At 51.6% G+C, this 25,475-nt stretch carries 26 protein-coding genes and 2 pseudogenes; 7 read left to right on the top strand and 21 right to left on the bottom strand.

Translation table 11 applies throughout. The annotated features are described in order from the left end of the window. The 18 genes and pseudogenes from B5F08_RS13530 to B5F08_RS08210 all read right to left on the bottom strand — a co-directional run. A pseudogene (locus B5F08_RS13530) lies at positions 1–140 on the bottom strand (DNA cytosine methyltransferase); the annotation flags it as partial. Beyond that, positions 127–1,365 carry a site-specific DNA-methyltransferase gene (locus B5F08_RS08290; protein ID WP_087378232.1) on the bottom strand — a complete coding sequence of 413 codons (1,239 nt, stop codon included), beginning with the start codon at positions 1,363–1,365 and terminating at the stop codon, positions 127–129. The pseudogene B5F08_RS13530 and the gene B5F08_RS08290, both read right to left, overlap by 14 nt. After that, positions 1,362–2,147: an S-adenosylmethionine synthetase N-terminal domain-containing protein gene (locus B5F08_RS08285; RefSeq protein WP_087378230.1), complete on the bottom strand. Its 786-nt coding sequence runs from the start codon at positions 2,145–2,147 to the stop codon at positions 1,362–1,364. Before B5F08_RS08285 ends, B5F08_RS08290 begins: the two co-directional genes overlap by 4 nt. Positions 2,148–2,151: 4 nt before the next feature. Further along, positions 2,152–2,700 carry a P27 family phage terminase small subunit gene (locus tag B5F08_RS08280; RefSeq protein WP_087378228.1) on the bottom strand — a complete coding sequence of 183 codons (549 nt, stop codon included), beginning with the start codon at positions 2,698–2,700 and terminating at the stop codon, positions 2,152–2,154. A gap of 140 nt (positions 2,701–2,840) precedes the next feature. Then, positions 2,841–3,188 (bottom strand): HNH endonuclease signature motif containing protein, encoded by a 348-nt coding sequence (locus B5F08_RS08275; RefSeq protein WP_087378226.1) that lies wholly within the window; start codon positions 3,186–3,188, stop codon positions 2,841–2,843. A gap of 129 nt (positions 3,189–3,317) precedes the next feature. Beyond that, the gene (locus B5F08_RS08270) at positions 3,318–3,779 is read right to left on the bottom strand and encodes a hypothetical protein (RefSeq protein WP_087378224.1); all 462 of its coding nucleotides are present in this window, start codon (positions 3,777–3,779) and stop codon (positions 3,318–3,320) included. An 80-nt stretch (positions 3,780–3,859) separates the two neighbouring features. Next, a pseudogene (locus B5F08_RS08265) lies at positions 3,860–5,230 on the bottom strand (SNF2-related protein). After that, positions 5,227–5,514: a VRR-NUC domain-containing protein gene (locus tag B5F08_RS08260; protein WP_087378222.1), complete on the bottom strand. Its 288-nt coding sequence runs from the start codon at positions 5,512–5,514 to the stop codon at positions 5,227–5,229. Before B5F08_RS08260 ends, B5F08_RS08265 begins: the two are co-directional and overlap by 4 nt. Before the next feature lie 249 nt (positions 5,515–5,763). After that, positions 5,764–8,316 carry a YfjI family protein gene (locus tag B5F08_RS08255; protein ID WP_087378220.1) on the bottom strand — a complete coding sequence of 851 codons (2,553 nt, stop codon included), beginning with the start codon at positions 8,314–8,316 and terminating at the stop codon, positions 5,764–5,766. Next, positions 8,309–9,199 (bottom strand): HNH endonuclease, encoded by an 891-nt coding sequence (locus B5F08_RS08250; protein WP_087378218.1) that lies wholly within the window; start codon positions 9,197–9,199, stop codon positions 8,309–8,311. Before B5F08_RS08250 ends, B5F08_RS08255 begins: the two co-directional genes overlap by 8 nt. Next, positions 9,180–9,626, bottom strand: a complete 447-nt coding sequence (locus B5F08_RS08245) for a DUF7768 domain-containing protein (protein WP_087378217.1) — start codon at positions 9,624–9,626, stop codon at positions 9,180–9,182. Before B5F08_RS08245 ends, B5F08_RS08250 begins: the two co-directional genes overlap by 20 nt. Further along, positions 9,614–9,958, bottom strand: coding sequence for a hypothetical protein (locus B5F08_RS08240; RefSeq protein WP_087378215.1), 345 nt, complete (start codon positions 9,956–9,958; stop codon positions 9,614–9,616). The genes B5F08_RS08245 and B5F08_RS08240 overlap by 13 nt, the downstream gene beginning before the upstream one ends. Before the next feature lie 97 nt (positions 9,959–10,055). After that, complete coding sequence (locus B5F08_RS08235) at positions 10,056–12,044, bottom strand: DNA polymerase (protein ID WP_087378214.1); 1,989 nt, start codon at positions 12,042–12,044, stop codon at positions 10,056–10,058. 283 nt (positions 12,045–12,327) lie between these two features. Beyond that, positions 12,328–12,891, bottom strand: a complete 564-nt coding sequence (locus tag B5F08_RS08230) for a DUF2815 family protein (protein ID WP_087378213.1) — start codon at positions 12,889–12,891, stop codon at positions 12,328–12,330. A 13-nt stretch (positions 12,892–12,904) separates the two neighbouring features. Continuing rightward, positions 12,905–14,032 carry a DUF2800 domain-containing protein gene (locus B5F08_RS08225; RefSeq protein WP_087378212.1) on the bottom strand — a complete coding sequence of 376 codons (1,128 nt, stop codon included), beginning with the start codon at positions 14,030–14,032 and terminating at the stop codon, positions 12,905–12,907. Then, a complete protein-coding gene (locus tag B5F08_RS08220) occupies positions 14,029–14,412 on the bottom strand; it encodes a DNA ligase (protein WP_087378211.1) in 384 nt (127 codons plus the stop codon). Before B5F08_RS08220 ends, B5F08_RS08225 begins: the two co-directional genes overlap by 4 nt. Further along, positions 14,378–14,614 (bottom strand): hypothetical protein, encoded by a 237-nt coding sequence (locus B5F08_RS08215; RefSeq protein ID WP_087378210.1) that lies wholly within the window; start codon positions 14,612–14,614, stop codon positions 14,378–14,380. Before B5F08_RS08215 ends, B5F08_RS08220 begins: the two co-directional genes overlap by 35 nt. A gap of 85 nt (positions 14,615–14,699) precedes the next feature. Beyond that, positions 14,700–15,284, bottom strand: a complete 585-nt coding sequence (locus B5F08_RS08210; protein ID WP_087378209.1) for an RNA polymerase sigma factor — start codon at positions 15,282–15,284, stop codon at positions 14,700–14,702. Positions 15,285–16,005: 721 nt separating this feature from the next. Here B5F08_RS08210 and B5F08_RS08205 point away from each other — a divergent pair. The 7 genes from B5F08_RS08205 (at position 16,006) to B5F08_RS13120 (ending at position 21,437) form a co-directional block, all read left to right on the top strand. Next, positions 16,006–17,052, top strand: coding sequence for an ABC-three component system protein (locus B5F08_RS08205; RefSeq protein WP_242968368.1), 1,047 nt, complete (start codon positions 16,006–16,008; stop codon positions 17,050–17,052). Then, complete coding sequence (locus tag B5F08_RS13680; protein WP_330395809.1) at positions 16,979–17,260, top strand: ABC-three component system middle component 7; 282 nt, start codon at positions 16,979–16,981, stop codon at positions 17,258–17,260. Before B5F08_RS08205 ends, B5F08_RS13680 begins: the two co-directional genes overlap by 74 nt. A 65-nt stretch (positions 17,261–17,325) precedes the next feature. Then, positions 17,326–18,909: a DUF2326 domain-containing protein gene (locus B5F08_RS08195; protein WP_242968365.1), complete on the top strand. Its 1,584-nt coding sequence runs from the start codon at positions 17,326–17,328 to the stop codon at positions 18,907–18,909. Further along, positions 18,893–19,102, top strand: coding sequence for a helix-turn-helix domain-containing protein (locus tag B5F08_RS08190; protein ID WP_087378201.1), 210 nt, complete (start codon positions 18,893–18,895; stop codon positions 19,100–19,102). The genes B5F08_RS08195 and B5F08_RS08190 overlap by 17 nt, the downstream gene beginning before the upstream one ends. Positions 19,103–19,157: 55 nt before the next feature. Beyond that, positions 19,158–20,348 (top strand): DNA cytosine methyltransferase, encoded by a 1,191-nt coding sequence (locus B5F08_RS08185; protein ID WP_204245174.1) that lies wholly within the window; start codon positions 19,158–19,160, stop codon positions 20,346–20,348. Further along, positions 20,332–20,967: an Eco29kI family restriction endonuclease gene (locus tag B5F08_RS08180; RefSeq protein WP_087378199.1), complete on the top strand. Its 636-nt coding sequence runs from the start codon at positions 20,332–20,334 to the stop codon at positions 20,965–20,967. Before B5F08_RS08185 ends, B5F08_RS08180 begins: the two co-directional genes overlap by 17 nt. 206 nt (positions 20,968–21,173) lie before the next feature. Beyond that, positions 21,174–21,437 carry a hypothetical protein gene (locus B5F08_RS13120; RefSeq protein ID WP_158096263.1) on the top strand — a complete coding sequence of 88 codons (264 nt, stop codon included), beginning with the start codon at positions 21,174–21,176 and terminating at the stop codon, positions 21,435–21,437. A 36-nt stretch (positions 21,438–21,473) separates the two neighbouring features. Here B5F08_RS13120 and B5F08_RS08175 read toward each other — a convergent pair whose 3' ends face one another. The 3 genes from B5F08_RS08175 to B5F08_RS08165 are packed head-to-tail and all read right to left on the bottom strand — an operon-like array spanning position 21,474 to position 25,475. After that, complete coding sequence (locus B5F08_RS08175; protein ID WP_087378197.1) at positions 21,474–22,526, bottom strand: hypothetical protein; 1,053 nt, start codon at positions 22,524–22,526, stop codon at positions 21,474–21,476. Between the two features lie 25 nt (positions 22,527–22,551). Then, the gene (locus B5F08_RS08170; protein WP_087378195.1) at positions 22,552–24,000 is read right to left on the bottom strand and encodes an AAA family ATPase; all 1,449 of its coding nucleotides are present in this window, start codon (positions 23,998–24,000) and stop codon (positions 22,552–22,554) included. 17 nt (positions 24,001–24,017) lie between these two features. Further along, positions 24,018–25,475, bottom strand: a complete 1,458-nt coding sequence (locus tag B5F08_RS08165; protein ID WP_158096262.1) for a ThiF family adenylyltransferase — start codon at positions 25,473–25,475, stop codon at positions 24,018–24,020.

Below are 25,475 nucleotides of genomic sequence, written 5' to 3'. Positions count from 1 at the left end.
AGCCGTTTGGTGGTCACCCGGATAGGAAACGGCTCGATCTCCGAAGCCCACACAGGGGTAATGCCGGAGATCAAGCCGCCTAAAGGAAAACCGCCGGAGCCGTCAAACAAGCTGCCAAGGGTCAATTTATTCTGTTCCATCCGTGACCTCCTCGTAGCTGTATGTCCTGCCGTCCCGGAGTACGCTCACGCCATCCGCAGTGCCGACCTGCTCAATGTAGCGGTTCACGATGACGTCGCAGAACTTCTCATCCAGCTCAATGGTTCGGCAGATACGGTCGGTCTGCTCACAGGCAATGAGAGTAGAGCCGGAGCCGCCGAAGGGGTCAAGTACCACCGAGTTTGCCATACTGGAGTTGCCGATGGGATAAGCCAGCAGTGGGATTGGCTTCATGGTGGGATGATCGCCGTTCTTCTTGGGCTTGTCGAACTCCCAGATGGTGGTTTCCTTCCTGCCCGTGTACCACTGGTGCTTGCCGTTTTTCTTCCAGCCGTACAGCACAGGCTCATGCTGCCACTGGTAGGGAGAGCGGCCGAGGACAAGGGACTGCTTCTTCCAGATACAGCAGCCGGATAAATAAAATCCCGCATCGGCAAACGCCCTGCGGAAATTGAGTCCTTCGGTGTCGGCGTGGAATACATAGATGGATGCGTCCGCCGCCATGACCGACTCCATATTTTTGAATGCGGCAAGCAGAAACTCATAGAATTTCTCGCCTGCCATGTTGTCGTTCCTGATCTTGCCCGCCGAGCCTTCATAGTTGACGTTGTAAGGTGGGTCGGTGATCACCAGGTTTGCTTTGACGCCATCCATGAGCGTGGTGTATGTCTCAGCCTTCGTGGAGTCCCCGCATACCAGCCGGTGCCTGCCAAGCGTCCATACGTCACCACTTTTACTGAACGCTGGCTTTTGCAACTCCGCGTCCACATCGAAGTCATCCTCTTTGGCTTCCATGCCGTCATCAAACAGAGCTGCCAGTTCCTTTTCATCAAAGCCGGTGAGCAGAGGATCAAAGTCCATGCCCTGCAGAGCCTCAATCTCCACCCGCAGAAGCTCCTCATCCCATCCGGCATCCATCGCCATGCGGTTGTCCGCAATGATATAGGCTTTCTTCTGCGCTTCGGTAAGGTGGTCGGCAAAGACGCACGGTACTTCCTTGATGCCTTCTTCTTTGGCAGCAAGAATACGTCCGTGGCCTGCGATCACTCCATAGTCACGGTCGATGATGACGGGGTTGATAAAGCCGAACTCCCGGAGGGATGAGCGGAGCTTCGTGATCTGCTCCGGGGAGTGGGTGCGGGCATTGTTCACATAGGGTACCAACTTGGAGATTGGCACCAGCTGCATTTCCGTTGTCGTTTTCATCGCACCAGCCCCCATTCCGCAAATTTCTCAAAGCCGCCGAGGGACTGGATGTATTTCCGGGCAGTCTCCACGATCTCCGCATAGGGAATGCCGTCCACGGTATCGTCCCCAATGGCGCAGGCAAGCTCCACGGGCTTTCCCGTTTCCTGGGCTTTCAGCCAGGCGTAGATATTGACCGACACATCCGCTTTGGACAGGTCTTTACCATGCAGACCGCCGCCCGTGACAGAATCTGCCATATCGCTGCCCAGCTTGCGGTTGGTTGCACCTGTGTCCACATCCGTGCCGCCCGTCCAGTCTCCCAGAGGGTTGATCTCGGCGTGAGGATACACTTCCTTGAGGTGATAGATCTTGGCGTTGCTCTGGCAGAGAATGAGCCTTGCGCCGTCCAGAATGTATTTCCCGTCATAGGGATAAGTGTGATACACACTTTTGGCGATCTCGCAGAGTGCTTTCTGCTCCTCGGTCACAGGCATCCCTTTGAAGATGCCGTTGTCGCCGCAACGGATTCCGTCTGCCTGGTTATTGGCGAGGTGTCCGTCCTGCGGAACTTCCACATAGTCCGTGTGCAGATTTCCTGCGATGCGATGGACGATCCCGGTCACCTCATCCAAAGAGATGTGTACCGATGTTTCCGCAATGATATGGCAGACGCCGTGACCGATGAGAACCTCCACGGCGATCCTTGGATTTTCTTCTTTTCTGTACGCCGCATCCACCAGAGCGCCGGCAATACGGTCAGCCACCTTGTCCGGGTGGCACGGATTTACTTTTTCAAACATAGCTTTATCCTTTCCGCGCCCGCAGCAGACGCTCCATCAAATCATCCTGAGGAGAAACGTCCCCGTAATCGGTGTTGCAATTTTCCTTGACGATCTGGAAGATCTCGTTCCAGAGCCGCACCGCCTGGTTCATGTAGTTGATGCCGATGTTGATGAACGGCGATGGGATCGGCTTCTGAGTAGTGGGGTGCTTGGAGAGGAAGCCCATGCGATTGGTCATCTCCTCGCACTGAATCCAGCGGGCGCTGCACATGGCGTACCGCTCCAGAAGCTGTGGGGACACCTTTGCGGCACAGCCGATCTTCTTCAGCCACTCCCAGGTTTCTTTATAGATTTCCTCCGCCTGGAGCGTACTTCCGTCACGCTGCTCGGCAGAGAGGAACTCATGGGGCTTTGGCATATCGACGCCCTCGACTTCGGGAATGTCCAGCACTTCTAATCTTCGTCCGCCCGGATTGCCGTTCTCGGCTTTCTCCTTGACGGCAGATTTTTTTCTTCCCGCACCGGGTCTCGCACCGCCGCGCCCGCCTGTGTTATTGGATTTTGTCGGCATTTTCTCACCCCTTTCCTTGAAAAAATGAGCAGCCGCAGCCGGCCGCCCTTAATTACCCTTTTGATTTCGCCTTTTTCGCGCACGAAGCCCCAGGCCGCTGTCCGCTCATGCAGGTCCCGGAGATTTTGACCGCCCCACGGTCACCGGTCGCCAAGCTCGTGATGCAGTTTTGTGTGGCAGGACTGGCACAGGGACATCAGATTGTCATTCCGATGCGTTCCACCCTGCGAGAGGGGGACAATGTGATGGACTTCCTCCACAGGAGTCAGCCGTCCTTCCTTCAGACACATCTCACACAAAGGGTGCGCCGCAGCGTAGCGGTCACGGATTCGCTTCCAGGCTCTGCCGTATTTCTTATTTATGCCCGGGGCGCGTTCGTACTTGTTGTACTGCCTGCGGGCGGCTGCTTCATGCTCCTTGCAGTACTGCCCGTCCGTGAGGTTTGGACAGCCGGGGTAGGAGCATGGGCGTTTTGGTTTCTTTGGCACGCTGCACCTCGCTTTCCGGGCAAAAGGAAAGCCCTGCAGGATTGCTCCCGCAAGGCTCCCTGTGGTCTGCCCACATTCTCATGCTATAAGTATAGCACGGGTAATCGAAAACATCGTCCACGATATTACTCATGTCTTTCCGAACAGCAGCGTGACCAGATGGTTCAACGCACGGTTCTTCTTGTTGTAGGCAGAGGAACGCTCGATATGGAAATGGTCGCAGATGTCGTAGATGGCGTTCGCGCCGTACTCGTTGTCCTCACCGTAGATGGTTTCCAGCACGTACCGCTCGTCCTCCGACAGTTCCTCCCAGGCGGGAACGAACCACGCCATGTACTCTGCCGCCTGTCTGTAACGCTCCTTCAGAACGTTGATCTCCTCAATACCCTTGATGATCCTGTCCTCGGTCACATGGAGATTGCAGGTGTGCGGCATCCCGTCATAGCGGACGCCTCCGACACTCGCCATCTTGTCGTAAGCCTCCTTGATCTCGTCATCGGTGTGTTCGATGATGAACTTCATGCTGCTGAAGTCCTTCAGAGCCGCCACCGCACCGGCTCGTTTGTCCAGATACTTCCAAACTACATTCATGGTGTCTACCTCCGAATAAGAAGTTGTTGTTTCCCTCGGATTGGCCATGATTGTCTCCATAGGTTGTCATGGATGCCGTCTCACAGCTGAAGGTCAGCTTTCACGGCTTCGATCAACGCAGATTGTGTGCTGTCCTTATCAGATAGGGCTTTCATGATCCGTCCGTCAATCGTGTCCTCGGCGATGATGTGTTGCACCACCACTGTTCCGGCTGTCTGCCCCTGCCGCCACAGCCTTGCATTCGTCTGCTGATACAGTTCCAACGACCACGTAAGCCCGAACCATACGATGGTGCTGCCGCCGCTCTGCAGGTTCAGACCGTGTCCCGCCGATGCCGGATGTATGAGTGCTACGGGAAGCTCCCCGGCGTTCCACTTCCGGATACTGGCGTCCGTATCCAGCTTGGAAAAGGGAACCTTGATTTCCACAAGCCTTGCTGTAATCCGCTCAAGGTCGTGCTTATACCAGTACGCCACAAGAAGTGGTTTGCTGTTCGCCGCCTCGATGATGTCCTCCAGGGCGTCCAGCTTGCGGTCGTGGATCTTCACCACCGACGCATCATCGGAATAGACCGCTCCGTTCGCCATCTGGGAGAGCTTGTTAGACAGTGCGGCGGCATTGGCGGCTGTCACCTCGCCCTCCGGCAGCAGAAGGATCAGTTCGGCTTTCATATCCTCGTACCGCTTCCGCTCATCCTCCGACAGGTACACCGTATGCTTTGAACTGACCAGCTCCGGCATTTTCAGGTGGTCTGTGGACTTCATGGAAATCGTGATATCGGATATTTTGCCGTATATCTGCTTCTCGGCATCCGGCAGCGGCTTATAGCTGTAGATGATGGGACCGTTGACCTTGTCCGGCTTGAAATATGCCGTCCGGTACTGCCCGATGAACCGTCCAAGCCGCTGTCCCATATCCAAGAGTCGGAACTCCGCCCACAAGTCCATCAGACCGTTGCTACTCGGTGTTCCCGTAAGACCCACGATGCGTTTCACCCTCGGTCTGACTTTCATAAGGCTCCTGAACCTCTTTGCCTGGTGGTTCTTGAAGGACGAAAGTTCATCGATCACCACCATGTCAAAGTCAAAGGGGATGCCGCTCTTTTCAATCAGCCACTGCACGTTCTCGCGGTTGATGATGTAGATGTCCGCCTGCCTGTTTAAGGCATCCAGCCGCTCCTTTTCCGTTCCGATCGCCACGGAATACCGAAGTCCACTCAGATGCTCCCATTTCTCGATCTCCGCAGACCAGGTGAACCTCGCCACTCGCAGGGGAGCCACCACAAGCACCTTATGTACCTCGAAGAAGTCAAACAGGAGGTCATTCAGTGCCGTCAGCGTGATGCTTGTCTTGCCTCAACCCAAGCCCATATCCAACAGGACTGCAGCTATCGGATTTCTCTCGATATAGTCAATCGCATAGCTTTGATAATCATGTGGTATGAACTTCATTCGGCATCACCTCCAATCTTTCGCAGGATTGTCTCTATCTGCTCTTCGCCGTCCAGGACATAAACCTTAAAGCCCATCCGCCGCAAAAGCCTGTGCCTTGAAAGCTGCAGCGACCTCGGTTTCTCGCCCGGCGCTTTCACCTCGACAAACCCGATGCAGCCTCCCGGCATCAGTACCATGCGGTCAGGCATCCCGTCAAATCCGAGAGAGGTGAGTTTCGGTGCGATGCCGCCTGCCGCTTTCACGGCTTTCACCAGTTTCTGTTCAATCTTTTTTTCTCGCATAGCTCCTCCTATTTCTGTCATGATGTCTTAACCTTAAAAGAACGTCATGACAAATGTTCCGCGCCGTCAAACTCCTGTAAATAAAGGAGTTTCAGATTTATGTCATGCCAGTCATTTTTGTCATGCGGTAAGCGATCAAAACCGTAATTCTGTACTGAAATTCACTATAAAATAATAAATATCTTTTTTGACTGTCTGTCCTCTATGACAAAAATGACTGAAATCCGCGACACCCTCCAAGTCCTTTATTTACGGCGTTTTTGAGCGTCCGTTTATGTCTTTTCGTGGTATGACAGCAGTAATATCAAAATGACAATAATACTGCTCCACCCAGGGGTTCACCACATACTTCGGCATCGGCGGACGCCCTTTCCCGTAGGTCGGAGGTCCTTCTACTGCGGCGATGTAGCCGTAATCTTCTAGGAAATCCAGCACAGGCTGTATCTCCTCCACGCGCTTGAAGGTCTGGCAGTTGCGCATGGCGGTTCTGCGGTTAAATTCCTTCAGCCCCTTTTCGCTGATCATTTTCAGAATCTTATGGGCATTCTGGAACATGGCGTTTTCCGGCAGGACGTTAAAAATGACCTGTGCGTGGTTCAGAAAATATCTGCCCAGCCTGATGGCGTTTTCCATGGTCTGTCTATCCACGATGAGCGGTTCCGGATCATCCAGAAAGTCGTGGCTGCGGTAAAAACTTGCACGGCAAAGCAGACCTGCCATGCGCAGGACGTTGCCCGCCAGTTTTCCGCACCAGTCGGCAATCTCCACATATTCCTTGACGAGTTTCGGTTCCAGCTCTTGGGAGAACTCCTCCAGAAGCATGTCCGCCTCCGGAGAAAGCGTAATCATCTCAGGCTGCGCCGAATATTCATCCTCCAGCATGTTGAAAATGCACCGCTCATAAGCCCGGTAGATTTCATCGGACACAGGCTCACTGCGATACTTCCTCCCGCCGACAGCCGATGCCGGCATACAGTACAGGAAACGCGCCGTAAGTCCGCGCCCCCTGAAAGTCTCGTTGCTTAAGACCCTTGATATGACATTGGGCTGCGCCATAAGTAGCACCGTCAGCGTGGGATTTAAGATGTTCTCGCTCTCCCGTCCGATACGGTCCACTCTGATCTGATCGCCGGAATAACTCTTTAGCATAACATCAATATTCACCGATTTGGAATAAGCGCCGGCAAGGGTGTCAAAAATGCCCGCCTCGCTGGATAATAGCGCCATTCGGCCGTTATTCTCCGAAAGCACCGATGCCAGCTTTTCGGGCGTAATGTCATCGGCGAACAGTCGCAGCGGTTTGCGTTCCTCATATTCCGTCAGCTGCCTTGCAATCTCGTCCACGTCAGCCTGCTCCACCTTGCCTTTTGCAAACTGGTCTTCAATGGATTTCTGCCTCCGCTCCAGGATGCGCCTGTGCATGCGGCTGGTCTCCACCGCCGCAGCATTGACCTGGTTATACTGGTTCTCATAGTCGCTGACCGGCCTTACCATGGCGTGCTGTATGGCGGACTTGCGCTCCGACGGCGGCGCAATCTCCGTCAGATAGATATTCAGCGGTTCCGTCCAGTCCCGTTTACCCATGATCGCATACTTACCCTGAACGCTTGTAGCTATCACGCTCAAGGCGGCGCATCCCGCCATATCCACGGGTGTCTGGACGCTTTCGGATATGGCGGCGACGTAATTTCGGATATCAGGAGGCAGTGCGTCCAACGGAAAAGGCATGATAGTGTGCCTTCCGAACGGCAGAGGTTCTTCCCATTTGGAATTGTTCTCCTCAAAATCCTTCTTTGCCTGTTCCAACCTTTCCTTTTCCAGCGTCTCTTTCACAAGGTCGTCATTTTCGGCAAGCTGGCACATCATCAGAAACGAGGTCTTCTCGTCCTCGTTGCCGAACCGGTGCCACCGCACAAGGTCAAAGGCGTTCGACAGCTTTTCTCCCGCAGGGTCTGTAGAATGGTGGCTGTATGCGAACTTGTCGTCATAGACCACCACGCCGCAGGAGCCTTCGCCGGGAATATAGTCATACCGTCCATCCACAGCTGACGGCGCATATACATCAGAGAGGAATTTTGTAATTACAGCCTCTATGCCGTATGTCCGGCAGAATGCGCCTACGATGCCCTCCTTCGTCAGGGGATCTTCCTGCTTCTTCCCGTCATGCGCACGCAACTTCTTCTCCCTGCTTGCCATGGGAAGATTCGAGTAATCCTCCCATCCGGGATGCTCTGACAGAAATTCATCCGCATTCAGGAAAGGACCGTCTATGACATCGCAAATGTACTCTGCATCCTTGGATGTGGACGGCCAGTGCATCAGCTGATTGGTCACGAAGGAAACGGGATCATATTGGTCGATGCCAAACTCCGCCGCAAGATAGCGCGATACCGCCGCATAACGCTCCGGCGGTATATCCTCCTCCAGCGCGATGACCACGCGGTACCTGGGCTTTTCCGGCATATGGCTGTGCGTGGTATAGAGAGCGGCGGCATACTTGAAGTCGTGTTTGAAGCGACTGCGGAAATCCAACTCCGGCATATCCACATCGTGCGTGATAAGGGAGCGGCATTCCACATCCGCAACTCTCCGTCTGCCGTTCCTCAATGAGCCACCTACGAAGGCGCCCTTATCCTTGGTGGCGTCGCGGTCGTCCTTGCTCATTGCCCAGTATTCATCCGAGGTTTCTTCCGTCCGGACGGTGTTCTGCAGCTTATCGCACAGTTCTTCCCATGTGGTCGTTGCATTTTTCCAAGTCCGTGTGTTGCAGCTCCTCCCGTATGCTATCTTCAATTCACGCATAAGCACTCACCCCCCTGAACCTTCCCGTGCCGGATACAGAAACCATGTAGTCAGCCAATGCGCCAAGCTGCCTGTAGTCCTCATCCGTAAGGCACGCAAATCCCTCAAGTGGACGGATTCCTGCGGCGGCGTCCAGCCCGCAGTAGTACAGCACCGACTCCCGAAGTGACGGTCCGAAACTGCTCCCGTCATCTTTCCGCAGTGTCTGCAGCGTTCCGTTCGTAACGCCGAGATCCGCCGCTACGTCCTTCCACTTTTCAAAAATGGCGTAGTCCACCATCACCGTCTCATGGAGCTTTGACTGGATGCTATTGCGGATAGAATGCTCTATCTGTTGCAGGCAGATCGCCGCGACACGGTTCGCAATCGTGCCAAGCATCATGTCTGTGCGATCCTCCACGCAGTTTCGTGAGTAGCGTTTCCTGCACAGGGCATCCACCGCCCTTTTCAGCACGCTCCAGTATTTCTTTCCTTCCGGATCGTCGGGCTGGCGAAGACGCATCAGGTCGTCAAACCCGCCGCCCCTTGCCTCCCTGAGATAATTAAACACAAGGGGAGCCACGGTCACGGCATCCGTGCGCATCGCCGCCATGAAATTGTTTCCCTCCGGCTTCACCTCGTCCATCGCCCAAGGGATGATGGAGGGATCATATAATTCCTCCGCCTTTTCATGGCATTTCCTGCACAGGCTTACCAGATCACCCATTTCCTCATGCCCGAATCGGTCATAGGTCAGATGGTGGACGTCCGATGCTTCCTTACCGCAGACCTGGCAGGCATGTCCGTCCATTTTCATGCGCTGATCCGCTTTCATGCGCCAGTCCGCGCTGTGGATGTACCGTTCGTACTCCGGGTTCCCTTTTTTATATCTCCATCCGCTCATCTATCTGTTCCTCCTCAAGTTCTTCCGAAAAACGGCGGATCTTCTTTTTCAGCCGCTCTGCTTTGTCAATCTCCTCACGCATCCCTTCTGTGATCCGACTGCCAAACACCCACACCTCGTCACATTTGCCAAGCAGCACGCCGCCCATGAAAAGAGCAAGGCTACGTTCCGTGTCCTCCGACATGAACTGAGGGAAGAGCAGATGGGGAGCAATCGGGATAGCCCTCTTGACCACGGCGAAACGGCTATAGTTCCTCGCCCTGCAGGTGTTCTTCTCCACGTCCCCGGCATAAGGGGAGCAGATATACACGAGCGGACGGTAGTTCGCCGCCTTTCTCGCGGCTCGTTCCTCCTGCTCGATCTTCATGAGCGCCTCATAGGTGGTGGGATCGTAATATCCCTCGCTGTTGTACTTCATTTCATCCATTCGTCGTCTACCTCCAATTTGCAATAAAGCCTGTAGTTACTGTCAGCCCGCTTATAGAGCGACTTCCGCTCCGTCACGCTGTATGTGACGAACCTGCTGCCGTACTCCCAATCAGGCGGCACGCCGGAAAAGCCGTCTCCCGTTTCCATCTGCGCCTGCAAAAAAGCCCGGAGAAGGAACAGGTAACGGCCGAGAGCCGCCCTGTCATCCCCGGTGCAGTAACGCTTTATCAGTGGGAAGAGCTTCCTTGCGTGTTTCTGGAGGCATGGGAAATACACAGGGACATTGATCGTCATGTGTCCGTTCTCGTAGCGAATCTCCAATACATCCATCTGATAGTCCTCCTTCCGTGAATCGTAAGGAGCCATTGCCCCTTCAAGTCACAGTCAAAGAAAAAAGGCGGGATTTTAACCCCGCCCGAAAAAACTATCAGTCTTTTTTATAAAAATCGGTCTCGTACCCGTCCGCACGGAGCAGCAAGCCCTCCGCCCAGGGCGGCGTCCGTCCCATCTGTTCACATACAGCGTCAAGCGACATCCGCTTGTCCGCCTCTATGATCAGTTCGTCATGCACATGGGCAACGATGCTGCAACACCGCAGTGTCTTCATGGCATACATGAGGATGTCCCTGGAGATCGCCTGCACAATGTTCTCCACGAACTTGGGACCGTAGCTTTCCAGCCGCTCCCACTTCTTCGTCCCGCCGACACCCATGTAGGTCACGCAGTCGCCGCCGAACTGGTTCTCGCCGATCCTCGGTTTCACATAGGCAAGCTGCCTGCCGGACGGGAGCATGATAAACAGCATCCCGCTCTTCCAAGAAAATCGGATATTCTTCACCCTTGTGGGGACGTGTTCACGGACAGTCTTCATAACCGCACGGTCGACATCCCACCAGAACTCTACAATCTTCGGATTCGCCGACCGCCATGCATCCACCAGCGGTTTCAGTTCGTCCTCCTGCATTCCCGCCTCCAAAGCGCCCATCGCTTTCAATGCGCCGACCGAACCGCCGTATCCGCAGGACAATTCGCACTGCTTGCCTTTCTGGCGCAGCTCGCCGTTCTCGCCATGCTTTACCACCTTGCAATGGAACATCCTCTCCGCCGTGGCGCAGTAAATGTCGCCGCCCTCGGCAAAGTTCTGCATCCGCCACTTCTCCCCGGCAAGCCAGGACAGCACACGAGCTTCGATAGCGGAGAAGTCCGACACGATGAACTTGTATCCCGGCTTTGGCACAAACGCTGTGCGAATCAGTTCCGACAGCACCTCCGGCACGTTCTCGTACAGAAGCTCCAACGCCTCGTAATCGCCGCACTTCACAAGGGAGCGGGCTTGTGTCAGATCGGGGATGTGGTTCTGAGGCAGATTCTGCAACTGCACGATACGCCCCGCGAACCTGCCCGTCCTGTTGGCCCCGTAAAAAGCAAACATCCCTCGGCACCTGTTATCGGCGCAAACAGAATTTTGCATTGCCTGATACTTCTTTACGGAGGACTTGGCAAGCTGCTGCCGGAGCGTCAGCACCTCTGCCAGTTTCGGAGGAGCGGTCTTTAACATGGCGGCTACCTCTTTCTTTCCGAGGGAGTCCACCTCCATGCCGTTGTCCGCAAGCCACTGCTTCATCTGCACCACGGAATTTGGATTTTCAAGATCGGTCAGTTCCTGCATAGCTTCAGCCAGTTCGCTCTTGGAGCGTTCATCAAAGTCAATAGCGTTTGTGACCACGTCCATATCGAGCATGATACCCCTGTCGTTGATCTCCTGGTCAATATGGAACTCATCCCATACGAAATCCGGCACGGGATAATTGACAAGCCGCTTCTGTATCGCCATCTCTGTCTCCACATCACGCTTGTTGTATTTCTTGAACATATCCCATTTGTCTGGATCATGGGCAGGGAGGTTCCTTGTCCTGCCGCCGTTCGCCTTGGTCGGCTTGCAGGGAACGCAGAAATAACGGATTAGATCCTTGCCCTCCTTTAGCTTCTGTTCCTCAAGACCGAGAACGGCACCGACCGACTCAAGCGAACGGGGAAGCCCCATGTATGCTGACCAAATCATGGAGCAGCGCCAGCATTCAGGATTTAAGTACCTCGCCATCTCCGTGGACAGTTCGTGGCGGTCATAGAACGGATCGAGGATTACGCCACGGTCGGACAGATAGCGGGAGAGGCAGACGCGCTCGAACTGACAGTTGTACGCCCACTTGATGACGGAATCATCCGTGAGCGCATCAATGACATCCTGCGGTATCTCCTCGCCGCAGGCAAGGTCAACCACTTCCGCAGGACCGCCGTCTACGGAATAACCGAACAGCAATATTTCAAAATCTGGAGCCTCCGCATACTTGTAAACACCGCATTTCTGCAGGTCGTAGCTACTGTAGGTCTCCAGATCGATACTCAATGATTTCATATGCACCATCCTTTTCAAAAGGGCGGCAAAGGTAACTAACCCCTGCCGCCCCGTCCGCATTACTTGTCGTTTTTCTGATTGCGCTTGTTCCTGTAGTACCGTCTCATCTGCTTCCGCTTCTCACGGAAAGACTCATGTACACTGACGAATACCAGCGCGGCAATCTCCGCAAGCAGTAGAACCACGAGCGCGGAACACAGGAAATTGAACACTTCACTAACCATCTTCGTTTACCTCGCTATGTGGCAGACGGCGGTTCCCCGCCGCCCGCCGATATTCAGGATCAGTCGAGGAAGTCCTCGTCATCGTCCGCGAAATCATCCTCCGCACGAGTCTTGCCGCCGAGAGGCTCGCCGTCACGCATCTTCTGGAGATTGTTCAGGCCGCAGGCGATACCCTTGTTGCCGTTGGAGTTGAAGGCATAGAAGTTGATGCTGGCGCGGCCATATACACCGGAATACACCTCAGAATGGTCAATGATTGGCTGCCTGTCCGCATCCACGATTCCGGGAGCCGTGCCGGAGTTGGCGTTTACGAAGTAGCTGTTAGCATACGCCTCGTCATCGGGCCTCTCAAGGTCGCCGTCACGAAGAGGCGTCTTCAGCACGGAGAGTGCGGGTACGGTCTTGCCGTTGCCCTTCAGCTTGGACTCGCCCTCCTCATAGGCTGCCTGGATTGCCGCCTTGATCTTCTCGATGGTCTTGGTGTCGGACTTCGGGATGATAAGGCTCACGCTGTACTTCGGCGCGCCGCCGTTGATGCTCTTGGCCTCCCAGACATTCGCATAGCTCCATCTGGTACCCGCTCCTGTGATAACCTTGGTGGGATTTACAAAATTCTTTGACATGGTATTGTCCTCCTTAATCTTCTTTAAAATCTTCTGCTGCCGTATTCATGACCGGACGCTTGTCCGTGATCGGCACTAATGTCGGTTTGCCCTGCGGCTTATAGGTAAGCCCACCGAGCAGTTCTTCAAATCTGCCCTTGCCGAGCAGCTTGGTCATTGCCGTGATTCCCAGAACCTTGTGTTCATAGGGATCGTATCCGGCATTCTGTACCGTCTGCGCGACGGCGTCATCGTTTGTGTACTTCCTGTTGGAACGACCTTCGACCACTTTCCAGTCCTTCCACTGCTTTCCCTGCAGCGCCGCCTGGAGAGCGAACTCCTTCACGTCGCCCGCCCAGGAGATCAGCTCATCCGCCCTTGCGAGAACAGTCTCGATCTCGGCGTCCTCCAGATTGGTGGGAGGCTCGAAGTCATATCGGGCAAGCTCCAGGTTGTACTCAGCCCGTTTCCTGCAGGTGGCTTTCACCTTGCAGAACTGGCAGTGTTCTCCGGCGCAGTATTCGCCCTCGCCCTTGGCGGCAAGTTCTGCCGTCGGCGCAAGCACCTCCTTTGCCCAGGTGAGCAGTTCCTCCTTGGGGATGGCGAATGTGCTGACATTTTCGCGCCTCGGCTGGAAGATGGTCATGGATACCGTGTCGATATCGTAGATCCCGTCAAACAGCGCCAGCGCGCCGAGCGCATAGCACATCATCTGCGGATTCCTTTCGGCTTCGACCACGATCCCCACACCATACTTGAAATCGATCACCGAGAGCGTCCCGTCGCCGACGATAACGCAGTCCCCGGTACCGAAGCCCTCCGGCACATACTCCGAGAAGTCAAGCTGCTGCTCCACCAGAACGATGGGATCGGCGCATTTCTGCTTTGCCGTCTCGACCTGCTCCTGCACGAACTCCGCATAAGCATTGGTGCAGCCCGCCATCTCCTCATCAAAATAGGTAAGGTTCTCGGTCGGGTCCTTCGCTTTCTCCCCCAGGGCTTTTAGCAACTTGTACTCGCAAAGACTGTGAGCGTCCGTGCCCTGTTGGGCATACTCGCTTGCGGTATCCTTCACTCTGGCACAGGCCAGAGCGGAAGGCGGGCAGGCAAGCCACCTGTGCGCCGAGGATGCGGAAAGCACCGCGTGTTTCTTCTCACTCATCCCAGCACCTCCGCATCCGCAAGCAAAGCGGCGTACTCAGTCTCCGGCACTTCCGACAGCCTGTCTGCGCCGTGCTTGGCAATCAACGCCTTGACCTCTTCCGTGAACCCGGCTCTGGACTTCTCGGCAAGTACCGCCCTGACATCCGCAAGGGTGAGCTGCTTTTCCAGCTCTGCGGGTTTATCAGGCTCCTTTGCGGGAGCGGCCTTTGCCGCCGCCTTCGCCTTGCCCTTCGTTTTTTCGGCAGGTGTTTCCTGTGCTTCCTGCGTTTCCTCGCTGCCGCTGAACATCTCGCGGAGCGTGTCGGAGATGCCGATCAGGATTTCACCGCAGTGGCGCAGTTCATCAAGTTCTGCTGCAAGTTGGCTCATGTTTGACATCTGTTTTTCCTCCTTCCTTGACCTCACTGATGTTCACGGATTCGACTGTCTGCCCCGGAGAGAGGAGATAGACCTGCTGGAAGTCCCCGAAGAGGAACCTCACGAGCCTTGCAGGGAGCCTCATATCCGCCCCGCGAAGCACGGCAGCCTTCTTTCCGTTCGGATCAGTGACATTGATGGTGATTCTGTGTTTCATTGCCATGTGTCACCTCGCTTTCTGTAAGGTCATCTGCCTTACAAGTCACAGTCAAAGAAAATGGGCGGGATTTTAACCCCGCCCGGAAAAATCACATTTTTTCTTTCTGTTCCTCAATCCGAGCCATCGCTTTTTTTAGATGCTTATTGATGTTCGGAATGCTTGTCCCTAGAATGTCCGCCGCCTCTGTCTGCGTGTGTCCCACAATCTTCACCAGGCGGTAAACCTCCCGCTGAATGTCGGTCAGGAACCAAAGGATTCGGTCAAGCATCTCCTTTTCGGTCTCGTCCTCAGTCTCCATGTAGGTGCAGGTTTCGGAAAAAATGCGGCTTTTGTCCAGCTTGTCCTCGTCACCGTCGTCCCCGGCCATGTGGTCAAAGGACAGGTTCCAGTTTGCCGGATACCGCTCTCCGGGATGCTCCGCCTCCCATCTCTTTTTCTCCTCTTTCTCCGCCTCTGTCATCGGCGGGTGGCTGTTTTTGATGTTGTTGTAAACTTCGGCATCGTCCAGAGAGTGCAGGACTTTGATGTCCGCCTCGGTCACACCGTCCTCGCCCGGACGCAGGGTAATGCTTGTGCCGTCATCGAACTGGAATGTGTAAGTGCCTCGCTTGTCCCATCTTGTCTTCTTGGTTTTCATTGATTGTCCCTTCCCCTGATTCTTGGGAAAGGGCATCAGATACAGATAAAGGCCGGAGTGCCCCAGGAGCCACCCCGACCTTACAGCCTGTAAAAGAGTATAAGGAAGAAAGGGTACTCCATATCGCACTATCGCTGCCGCAGCAGCTCGTCCGATATATGTATCCTTTGCCCTTATACGTAATCAGGCATTGAAATATTTTGTTATGTAAAAGCGGTCTGCCCGCTTGTTACCTTGCTTGTCCGGCTCCTATCAGGTAGCCTTGGGAGAAGGGTAAATCTGACGATTTCCTTCTACTTCCTTCCGAGAAATTCAACCCTGCACTGTTCAATGGAAATGAGCAGCCGGTTTTGACGAGAGGATTTTGATATTCCTCAAGTCACAGTCAAAAATATCTACCGCATTTTTAACCTCTGAAATAATTTTTTCCATCTTCGGAATATGTGGTCGCACCGCACTGCTCATCGTCCTACCACATCCTTTTTGCAAATAATTTATTTGATTTTTGAACCCGTTTGTGTTATACTGTTTTTGATATCTTTTGACCCTGCACGCCAGTCGTTTCAGAAGTCGCTTTCATTATAGAAAATGCACCTTGCCGATCTGGGGATGGCTTGGTGCATCATGGTGCGTCGTGGTGCAAATCTTGGTAAAGGAGTGTCAGGCCAACGTGGAATTTAAAACGCTGTTTCCTATCATGAAAAAGCATTTAGCCGATGGCGATGATGTTCCGTACTTCTTCCGCGAGCTTATGGCGATGCTAACGACTGTGACTGAGGACGAGTGGGGAACCGGCAAAGACCCATCTGTGAAGCTGAGTGACGAAACGATTCGAAGCTATACAAAAAGAAAACTGCCCAAGAAACTGGCAAGCTCTATCGTGTATCGACTCACCCCGGAAGTCATGGTTGAGCGGATCAACGAACACAGCGATGCTTCAAGGAGGCTTCTTGCAGACGATCTGAAAGGCTATGACGCAACTCTCAATGCGGATAATGTAGCTGAAGCAATTTCCGGCTGGATGGTCGAAATCGTCCAAGAATCCGCAGGGCTTGTGCCACAGGATGCATTGCAGAAACAGCAGCAGCAACAGCTTGCGTCTGATCTGAAAATCCGATACGGCGATTATCTATTGAGCGAGACAGACGGCTACTGTCCATTCCCCGGCTGCGGAAAACAACTGACCATCACCAACAAAGGCAAGGCGGTTCACACATACGAGGTAAGCCTGATTGACAAGGGCAAGCCCGCCGTGCCGGATAATCTGATAGCGATGTGTCCGCAATGCTATGCTACATATCTCCTGGACGACAGTAAAAAGCTGTCTAGGGAACTGAAAGAAATAAAGAACATATTGTCCACACACAAGCAGAGCGTCCATCTGCTGGATGACCTGCCGCTTGAAAAGGGCATCGTAGGCGTTATTCGAAAGGTCAAAAAACTCGGAGAGAAGGAACTCGTGGGCACATCCTTCGATCCTAAAGAGATAAAGCAAAAGCTCAGTCCCTCACAGGACATGGCTCTTTACATTGCCGTGAACAGTTATGTTACCACCTACTACCCACAGATAAAAGAAATCATGATGAACCTGGACAAGCGCGGAGAAATCGACTATGACGAGATACAGGATCAAATCCACGCTTTTTACAAGAGGCTGAAAAAAGCAAACAAGTCACGTTTGGAGACCTTCAACGAGATTGCTGGCAAGATACACCGCGTCACCCTGCAAGATGAACTGTACTGCCAGATTGTTGTCTCCTATTTCGTGCAAAGCTGTGAGGTATTCGATGCAATTACCAAATAAACTGTATTCATATAAAGCAAGCACCCTGGCGCTGATTCCCAAGGTGCTGACAGAACTGAAAAACGGTCCCGTGGAGGTGAAGGATCTATTCCTCGTGATGAGACCGTCATTGTCCGACGCTACGGATTTCCTGTCAGTCATGGACTGTCTGTATGCGCTGCGGGCAGTGGACATCAATGAGGAAGGAGAGGTATTCTCATGCTTATAGAAATGACCTCGCCGGTCTTTAAGGAAAAAGGGAAAGAGCGGCCTCCGATCCGCTTCAAAAAGGGATTGAACGTCGTTCTTGGAAAAGAGGATGGCGAGAACTCTATCGGCAAGTCCTCAGCCATGCTTGCCATAGATTTTGTTTTCGGCGGCAACACTTATCTTGCCAGCGATGGCGTAAAGCACATAGGCGACCATACGATTTTCTTCACCTTTGCTTTTGATGGAAAGCCATACTACTTTGCCCGCAACACCGCATCACCCGATGATATCCATGTGTGTTCCGAAGGATATCAGCTGACTGGGGATGTCTGGACAAAGCAGGAATTTGCCAACTGGCTCAAAGAGAAATATCACATTGATTTCGCCGGACTTTCCTTCCGTGAAACCATGAGCAGCTTCTTCCGCATTTACGGAAAGGAAAACACGGACGAACGCCGTCCGCTCAAAGGACTCCCCGGCGAGAGTATGCAGAAGTCTATCGACATTCTCGTGAAGCTGTTCGACCGCTACAAGGACGTAGAGGTATTCAACGGGCGGCTGGAGAAGCAGAAGAAAAAACTGGCGGCATACCGAGAGGCAAGAAAATACCGCTTTGTTCCCGACCTGGTAGGCGGCAAAACACAGTATGATGAGAATGTGGCACAGATCCGCAGTCTTCAGGTCGAACTCGATAATCTGACCGCAGAGCAGGTCGAGGATCAGAAGGATGTGGATATAGAAAAAAGCCGTATCAAGTCCCAGCTGCAGGCAAGCAAGCTGCGCCTTGAAACTGAAATGCAGTCCAAGCAGCGTAGGCTGAGCCTGCTGAACATGAGCCTTGAATACGGCCTATACCCAACGGAAGCAGATCTGTCCGCCTTGCAGGAATTTTTCCCAGAGGTGAACATCCGCAAACTGTATGAAGTTGAAAAGTACCACCAGAAACTGGCGGCTATTCTTGACGAGCAGTTTACCGCCGAGCGGCAGTCAGTCGAAGAAGAAATCGCCAATCTGCAGGAGCAGATAAAGGCTTTGCGGGCACAAATCAGCCAGCTTGGTTTTGTCGGAAACCTCTCCAAAGAGTTTCTGGACAAGCATTCTGAAATCAAAGGCCGCATTGACGCCCTGAAAGCGCAGAATGAGGCATACCTCACGCTGACAGACTTGCAGGATGCCCGCAAGAAGGCAGACGAGATGCTGAAACGCGCCATCGAAGATATCCTTGCGGACATCGAGCGTTCCATCAACGAAAAGATGAAAGAATTCAACGACTCTCTTTTCACTGAGTCACGCAAAGCCCCTCATCTGCACTTTAACGAATACAACAGTTACAGATTTGAAACGCCGGACGATACCGGAACGGGCTCCAACTACAAGGGCATGGTGGTTTATGACCTCGCCGTTCTGTATCTTACGGCACTCCCGGCTATCGCACACGATTCCCTTATTCTGAAGAATATCGGTGACGGAGCGGTTGACGGTATTATGAAAATATATGCGCAGAGCAGAAAGCAGGTGTTTATAGCGTTCGACAAGCAGGCGGCTTATATGCCGGATACTCAAAAAATATTAGCTGACAACACCGTGTTGAAACTGTCTGACGGTAACTGTGAACTTTATGGTGAGTCATGGAATAAAGAGGTATCTCAAAATGAAGATGAGTTATAAGAAACTGTGGAAGCTACTGATTGACAAAGATATGAACAAGACGGATTTGCGAAAGGCGGCGGGCATCAGTTCATCTTCCCTTGCGAAACTCGGCAAAGATGAGAACGTCACAACCGATGTACTGCTCCGCATCTGCAAAGCACTTGACTGTGAGCTTGATGACATCGTGGAGATTGAACGAACAGAGGAATGAGGGATGATGCCTCAGACGGCATTGTCGTAACGATAGAAAGGATTGGAAAAGGCTTATGATGAACTCTATTGAACTCTTCAGCGGGACCGGCGGTCTCGCTCTCGGACTTCAGTTGTCCGGGTTCGATCATACAGCTCTTTACGAATGGGATAAGGATTCCTGCGATAATCTGAATTACAATATTCAGCACGGGTATCCTGCCATCAGAGATTGGAAGGTATATCAGACTGATGTACGCACTGTGCATTATGATGGTTATACTGGTAAGATACAGCTTGTTGCCGGAGGACCGCCATGTCAGCCGTTTTCTCTTGGCGGCAAGCACCAGGCATACAACGATAAACGGGATATGTTCCCGGAGGCTGTCCGTGCCGTTCGTGAGGTAAGACCGAAAGTGTTTATCTTTGAGAATGTGCGAGGTCTGCTGCGGAAATCCTTTAGTGAGTACTTCAACTATATACTCCTTCAGCTCCAACACCCAGAGATCATAAAAGCTGAGAACATGACCTGGATAGAGCATCTTGCTCTTTTGGAAAAGCACCATACAGCTGGACACGAGGATGGACTGTCCTATAATGTGGTCTTTCGTTTGCTGAATGCAGCGGATTACGGTGTTCCGCAGATCCGTCAGCGTGTTATCATTGTCGGATTCCGCAGTGACTTCAATGCAAGCTGGGCATTCCCGGAGCCGACACACTCGCAAGATGCTTTGCTGTATTCCAAGTGGATATCTAAGGACTATTGGGATGAGCATGATATGAAAGCACCCTCCGATGTCCCACTCACAAAGGCAAAGATAAAAGCAGTACAAAAATCTGTTGAAGAAGGACTGTGCCCCACTCTGCGGTGGCAAACAGTTAGGGATGCCATTGGCGACCTTCCTGATCCGACCAAGCCGTATGATATTGCACGGTTTCATAATCATGAACATCGTCCTGGCGCAAAGACCTATGCGGGGCATTCCGGCAGTTTGCTGGATGAACCCTCAAAAACTATAAAAGCCGGAGCACATGGCGTCCCCGGCGGTGAAAATATGGTTGTTTTGGATGACGGCAGCGTCCGCTACTATACAGTTAGAGAAAGTGCAAGAATACAAACATTCCCGGATGATTATCTGTTCAGCGCATCCTGGACGGAGAGCATGAGACAAATAGGAAATGCTGTCCCTGTCAAACTTGCTGCCGCTGTCGGCCAGTCCGTTTATGATCAAATGGAAAGGATGATGAAGAATGGCTCCAAGAAATAATAACAAAGTCCCTATTCTGACACCCTACAATCCTCTGGATAAGCGTCACCTTGGCGAACAGGTAGCAGAGGCTCTTCTTGAGCAGGATGTTCAGCCTCTTCCGCCGAGCCGCTTCATCGGAGCCGGCGTATATGCACTCTACTACATAGGTGACTTCCCGGCTTACGCCGCTTTGACCGAAGTCAACAAGGATGATCAGTATCTCTGCCCAATTTATGTTGGCAAAGCAGTACCGGAAGGTGCCCGAAAAGGTGGTCAGGGCGAGGATGTTGATCCCGGCACTGCACTATACAAACGGCTCAATGACCATGCCAAATCCATCGAAGCTGCCACCAATCTTAATCTCGCTGATTTCCGTTGTCGATTCCTTGCGGTCGATGACATCTGGATTCCACTTGCGGAGTCAATGGTCATCGAACGGTTTAAGCCTGTGTGGAACTGTCTACTTGAGGGCTTTGGAAACCACGCACCCGGTCGCGGCCGCAGTAGCATGATGACGCCCTCTTGGGACTGGTTTCATCCAGGAAGAGCGTGGGCAGCAAATCTACAGCCGTTCACGAAATCCAAGGAGCAGCTTGACGCTGAGATTAGGAAATATCTTTCAAATACACTTCTATAATAAGCAATTCATATGAATCGGGTCATTCCACAAACAAAGTGGGATGGCCTGATTTTTTCCTTTATTTGCCTCATTCAATCGTAGGACTGTCATTGCAAGCGCCATATTGCTCTTCTCACATAAGTATTCTGCCGACATAATTAGGTATTTCTCTCCAGTGTGGACAATTCAGTTTCTATTTGTTTTTTTGCGAGATCTGCGATATTTTGCCCATCGCGACATTCACATTCGGTATACTTGTATGTATAGGTTTTTACTGCGCTATCTTTATCGTCTTCACCAAAAGGGAAATATTCCTCATCCACAGCAACCTCTTAAACCTTCTCTATGACTACAGAGCAATTCATACAAGAAAAGCAGTTCCTAAACTCCGGTTTGAATTTGCACCGATGCCTGTTCGTGGTGTAGAATACTGTACCGCAGTAAGTACATTGATACATTTTCAATTCTTTGAAATCAGCCATAACTAGCCTCACGGGCATCTTTATGTTGAAAGTCAGGTCTACTCAATTTATGTAAGACAGGATTCTTTGAGTTTCCTCTTCCGCATATTGTCGCGCTGCAACTTCTAACGGTTGATTCTCGTAGATGCCGAACCCGTATTCCCATGCGCTTTTATAACTATCCTGATTGCTCATCCAGTCTCTTAATTCCTTAAAATACGCAGTATTCAGAGCCGGATTATCCCAATCAAGTGTGCTAACGAGATAATACTGATTTGAGTGATACACCTCATGGCACACGGTTTGAATGACTTCTTCGACAGAAGCGTTTGCCAGATGTTCAGTATTGATCCACATTTCGTTGGATTCATTGTCATATGCGCCAAGTGTGGCTGTGCCGATCATGGCGGAAGCTACGGGAACAGTCGGGATACCGAGTATATTCGATTCAAAATCAACAAGTTCCTGTGTTACGGTTATTCTCTCCTGTATGGATAGCCGACTCCAGTTTTTCTCATTCAGATAACCCCAAAGTTCGGATTTTTTCTCATACAGATTATCCGGCTTGTCACCTTCAGCAACAACTTCGGTCTCGGAAAATAGTTGATTCCACAGTTCTTCCGTAGCCTTATATGTAGGCGACTCAAAGCCGTATACAAAGATTGAGAGCAAACATGGAATAGCACAAAAAACGGCCATTCCGAGCACCGAACATCTCCTGAAAACGAACTGGTATCTCCGGTGCCGCTTTCGTGAGAATATATGCTTCTGCTCATCTTTTTTCAATACGCAGAACAGTGCGATTTCTCCTACAACCACAGTCAATGTAATCAATAGTGCAATTATGAAATGCCACTGAGCAAAGACGAGCATAAGCACAAATTCAACGGGGACTATGTTGAACAGCATCTCCGTTATTGTGCCGTTGCAGGTGCCTCGTCTGAAAGGAGAGCAGCAGAGCCATACTACCGTAACCATAACAACCAATACTATCGACGACCATGTTTCCATATAGAGTCCAATTTCCGGCACACAGAATGCGAACGGCTCTATGAAACTATAGAAAATCATCGCAAGCGGTATGATGATAGATGACTTGTAGATTATTTGTTTCATGCTGCTCCTCCTTGGCAGGTTCGTTTTACTCGTTTACTTCTTCAATATGGATATCGTTCAATGTGCCGGACACCTTGATATGAGTGTAGTCGGGATGATTCCAGGAGAATCTCACAAAGGCATCGCCAAAGTAAGAGTTGGCGTATTGTTTAGGATTTCTTGCGCCAAAAGAACCGGACGAGTTATTTGCTACGACATTGATAAACTCCTGAAGAATCGGCGTATCAATCTCGGTAATATAAAGCTTGCTTTTCTTTGTAGCAAGCTTTTCAATACACTTGACGCAAATCTGAATAATGGCCTCTCCGGAGAGCTTATTGAATTTCAGAACTGCATCCATTCGCCCAAGCACCTCTTTGCGAAACGCACCGGCTTCGGCGAGTTTCTCCTTTGCCGCATTGGAAAGCTGAATAATTTTCAGAGGAGTGCTTAAGTTCTCGGGTTCTTCCTGCTGTGGTTCGGTTGCAACATCAGACGACATAAATCCGAGGTTCTTCTTGTCATCAACGGAAATATTGCTTGTAAAGATCAAAATGCAGTTAGAAAGGTCATAATAGGCTTTCCCGTTGCTGAGAGTCTTTCCGTTTGTTGCCATTCTTCCGGTATCCATGGCTTCCATCAATGCGGTAGCAATCTCCGCATGAGCTTTTTCAATTTCGTTGATCCCATAGATAACATACGGATTGTCTTCCGTTACCGCAAACGGTCCGTCTTCATCATGACCGACAAAACCGGGAGCTGCTCCCGTAAGCCTTGAGATATCGCCTTCGTGTGTATAATGGGTGCAGTCGATGTCGCGGTAGATATAACGCTGCGCTTCCCTAGGAAGCTGACGGTTTATCATGTCTACCAACTGAATGGCTGTCTCGGTTTTTCCTGTTCCGCTGGAACCGTAGAGGAAGATGGAAAGGGGTCTGTCTTTACCCTTGGAGCCAAGGAAGATATACACAAGATGCGCAATCATCTCAAGAACATCCTTTTGACCGAAAATCTCACTTGTCAGATCCAAAAGGAGCTTGTCCTTATCAAGCTTGACAAAACCTTTATAAGGCTCGGGAATCGTGAGAGAGTCTCTGTCATACTTCATTCTCGGAGGATTCGCTCCGAATTCGGTTTGATTGTCCGTTGAACAGGGGGCTTCGTTCGATACGGGCTCTCCTTCCGGGACACAGTCAGTACGGAATTTCAAGAGGAAATCCTTCATGTCATCGAAAGAGTCAAAATCTGCGGTGCCGGAGGAAAGCCAGCGCCCGATTTGAGGACAGGATCCTGTGTAATTTACAGGAGCCTCCACACACCTGATCGATACATGATGTTCATCATAATACCGGAATTCGATTGTGCAAATCGCATTTCCGCACGTGTCGGGCATCTGAACATCATCGAGAATATACAGACCGTTTCCGCTTGTCATCTCCTCGTAGAGTCCGTTGAAGCCGTTGATATTAGAGCATTGTTTCTTCCAATTCAGCATATCTGTTTTTCCTCTCCTTATTCTTCGGGTTTATCGTAAGGGTTGATAATAGTTCTGGTATCCGGAATAATTCTGTCGGGAGCGTTTTCATTACTGGTTCCTCCGCAAAGCGGACAGCCTTTTTCAGGGGTCTGACCGATCGCAATTGTCACGAAGGGGAATGTTAAATCAGTTTCGTTGGCTTCAACGAGTTTTATCGGTTCAAAGGCAGGAGCGTTGAACTCGGACGAACATTTCGTCATGAAATAGTTGCGGTCGGCAAACTTATCCAGCTCATGATAATACGGAGTCAGGGGTTCATCGTAGCAAAAGATTTTAAGTGCCGTATAGGATTTAATGGAATTCAAATAATCCGTTACGCAGACAGCCGCTCCTTCCGAGGAACCTGTACCGGACTTTTTCACCGTCAGTATCTTTTTGTACCTGGACTCCAGGATGCATCTGGGGCAGGAAGCAGTCAGTCCGGGATAGTAGAAAAGCACTTCGTGACCTTTGCCTTTTTCAAAAATCTGTGCCGCAAGATAAGGGATTCCATATTTGACGCTGAGCTGTGCACATCTGTCCTGCGCAAAGAAATTATCGGTACATCCGCAAAGGAGCGTATCACGGAAATCTCCGTTCTTCAGCATAGCCATTTTGAAGAAATCTTCATCCGTAATGGCGTTGTCAAGATATTTCGGGATACAAACAACATGCGCAAGCGGATTGATGTCAAGAATGCGAGTTTTGATAACATCAACCTTAAGTTTCCCGAGCTCCGAGATAAAGGTGCCCTGCGTGGCGATATTGGTATCTTCAACGATATCTCCGTCGAAGAGGATGAATGTGCCTACTCCGCATCTCGCCAGCGTCTCCAAAAAGGGACGTGAACCACCGCATCCAATGCAGATTACTTTCTTCTTTGCCATGAGATTGTTCGGAAAAACGCGTTTAATTCTCTCGAAACGGTTCGGCGCTTTTTTGTCAAGAGCCGCAATGCGGCGCTCCTCTGCAGATTCTGTCTCGATCTCCATGAGCGGCGTCTTCATCTCGACAGATTGTTCGAATGAATAAGGGTAGATTTTGATCTCGCCGTTCAGTTTGGGAGATACCTGCACGATCGGGGTAAAGAATCTTCCGTGAACATTGATGGATTCGATGATGTTCTTTGCCATCAGGAGATCGCCGTGGGATGGACGTGTTACCCCGTTCGGATGGGAATGAATGACTCCGACCAGTTCGATGTCATTATCGTTCCATTCGTGGATCACTTTATTGCACGCCGGAATGTCCATCATGTAAACACCTGCGGAACGCTCGGAGGTCGCATCGAAATAGTAGTGATCAATGTGCACTCCGTCGCTTGAACCCAGCAGACCTCCATATTCGGGTCTGCGGCATCCTATGGTTTTACAGATTTCATCGTATACCTCCGCAGTGAAGGTCCACTTTGTATTCTGAACATTAAATTCGCTCTTTTTCTCTTTGTTTTTCAT

The sequence above is a fragment of the Anaeromassilibacillus sp. An172 genome (assembly GCF_002160515.1).
Taxonomy (GTDB): domain Bacteria; phylum Bacillota; class Clostridia; order Oscillospirales; family Acutalibacteraceae; genus Limousia; species Limousia pullorum.
The sequence above is the reverse complement of the archived record's forward strand: the minus strand, read 5'-3'. Positions and strand labels throughout refer to the sequence as shown.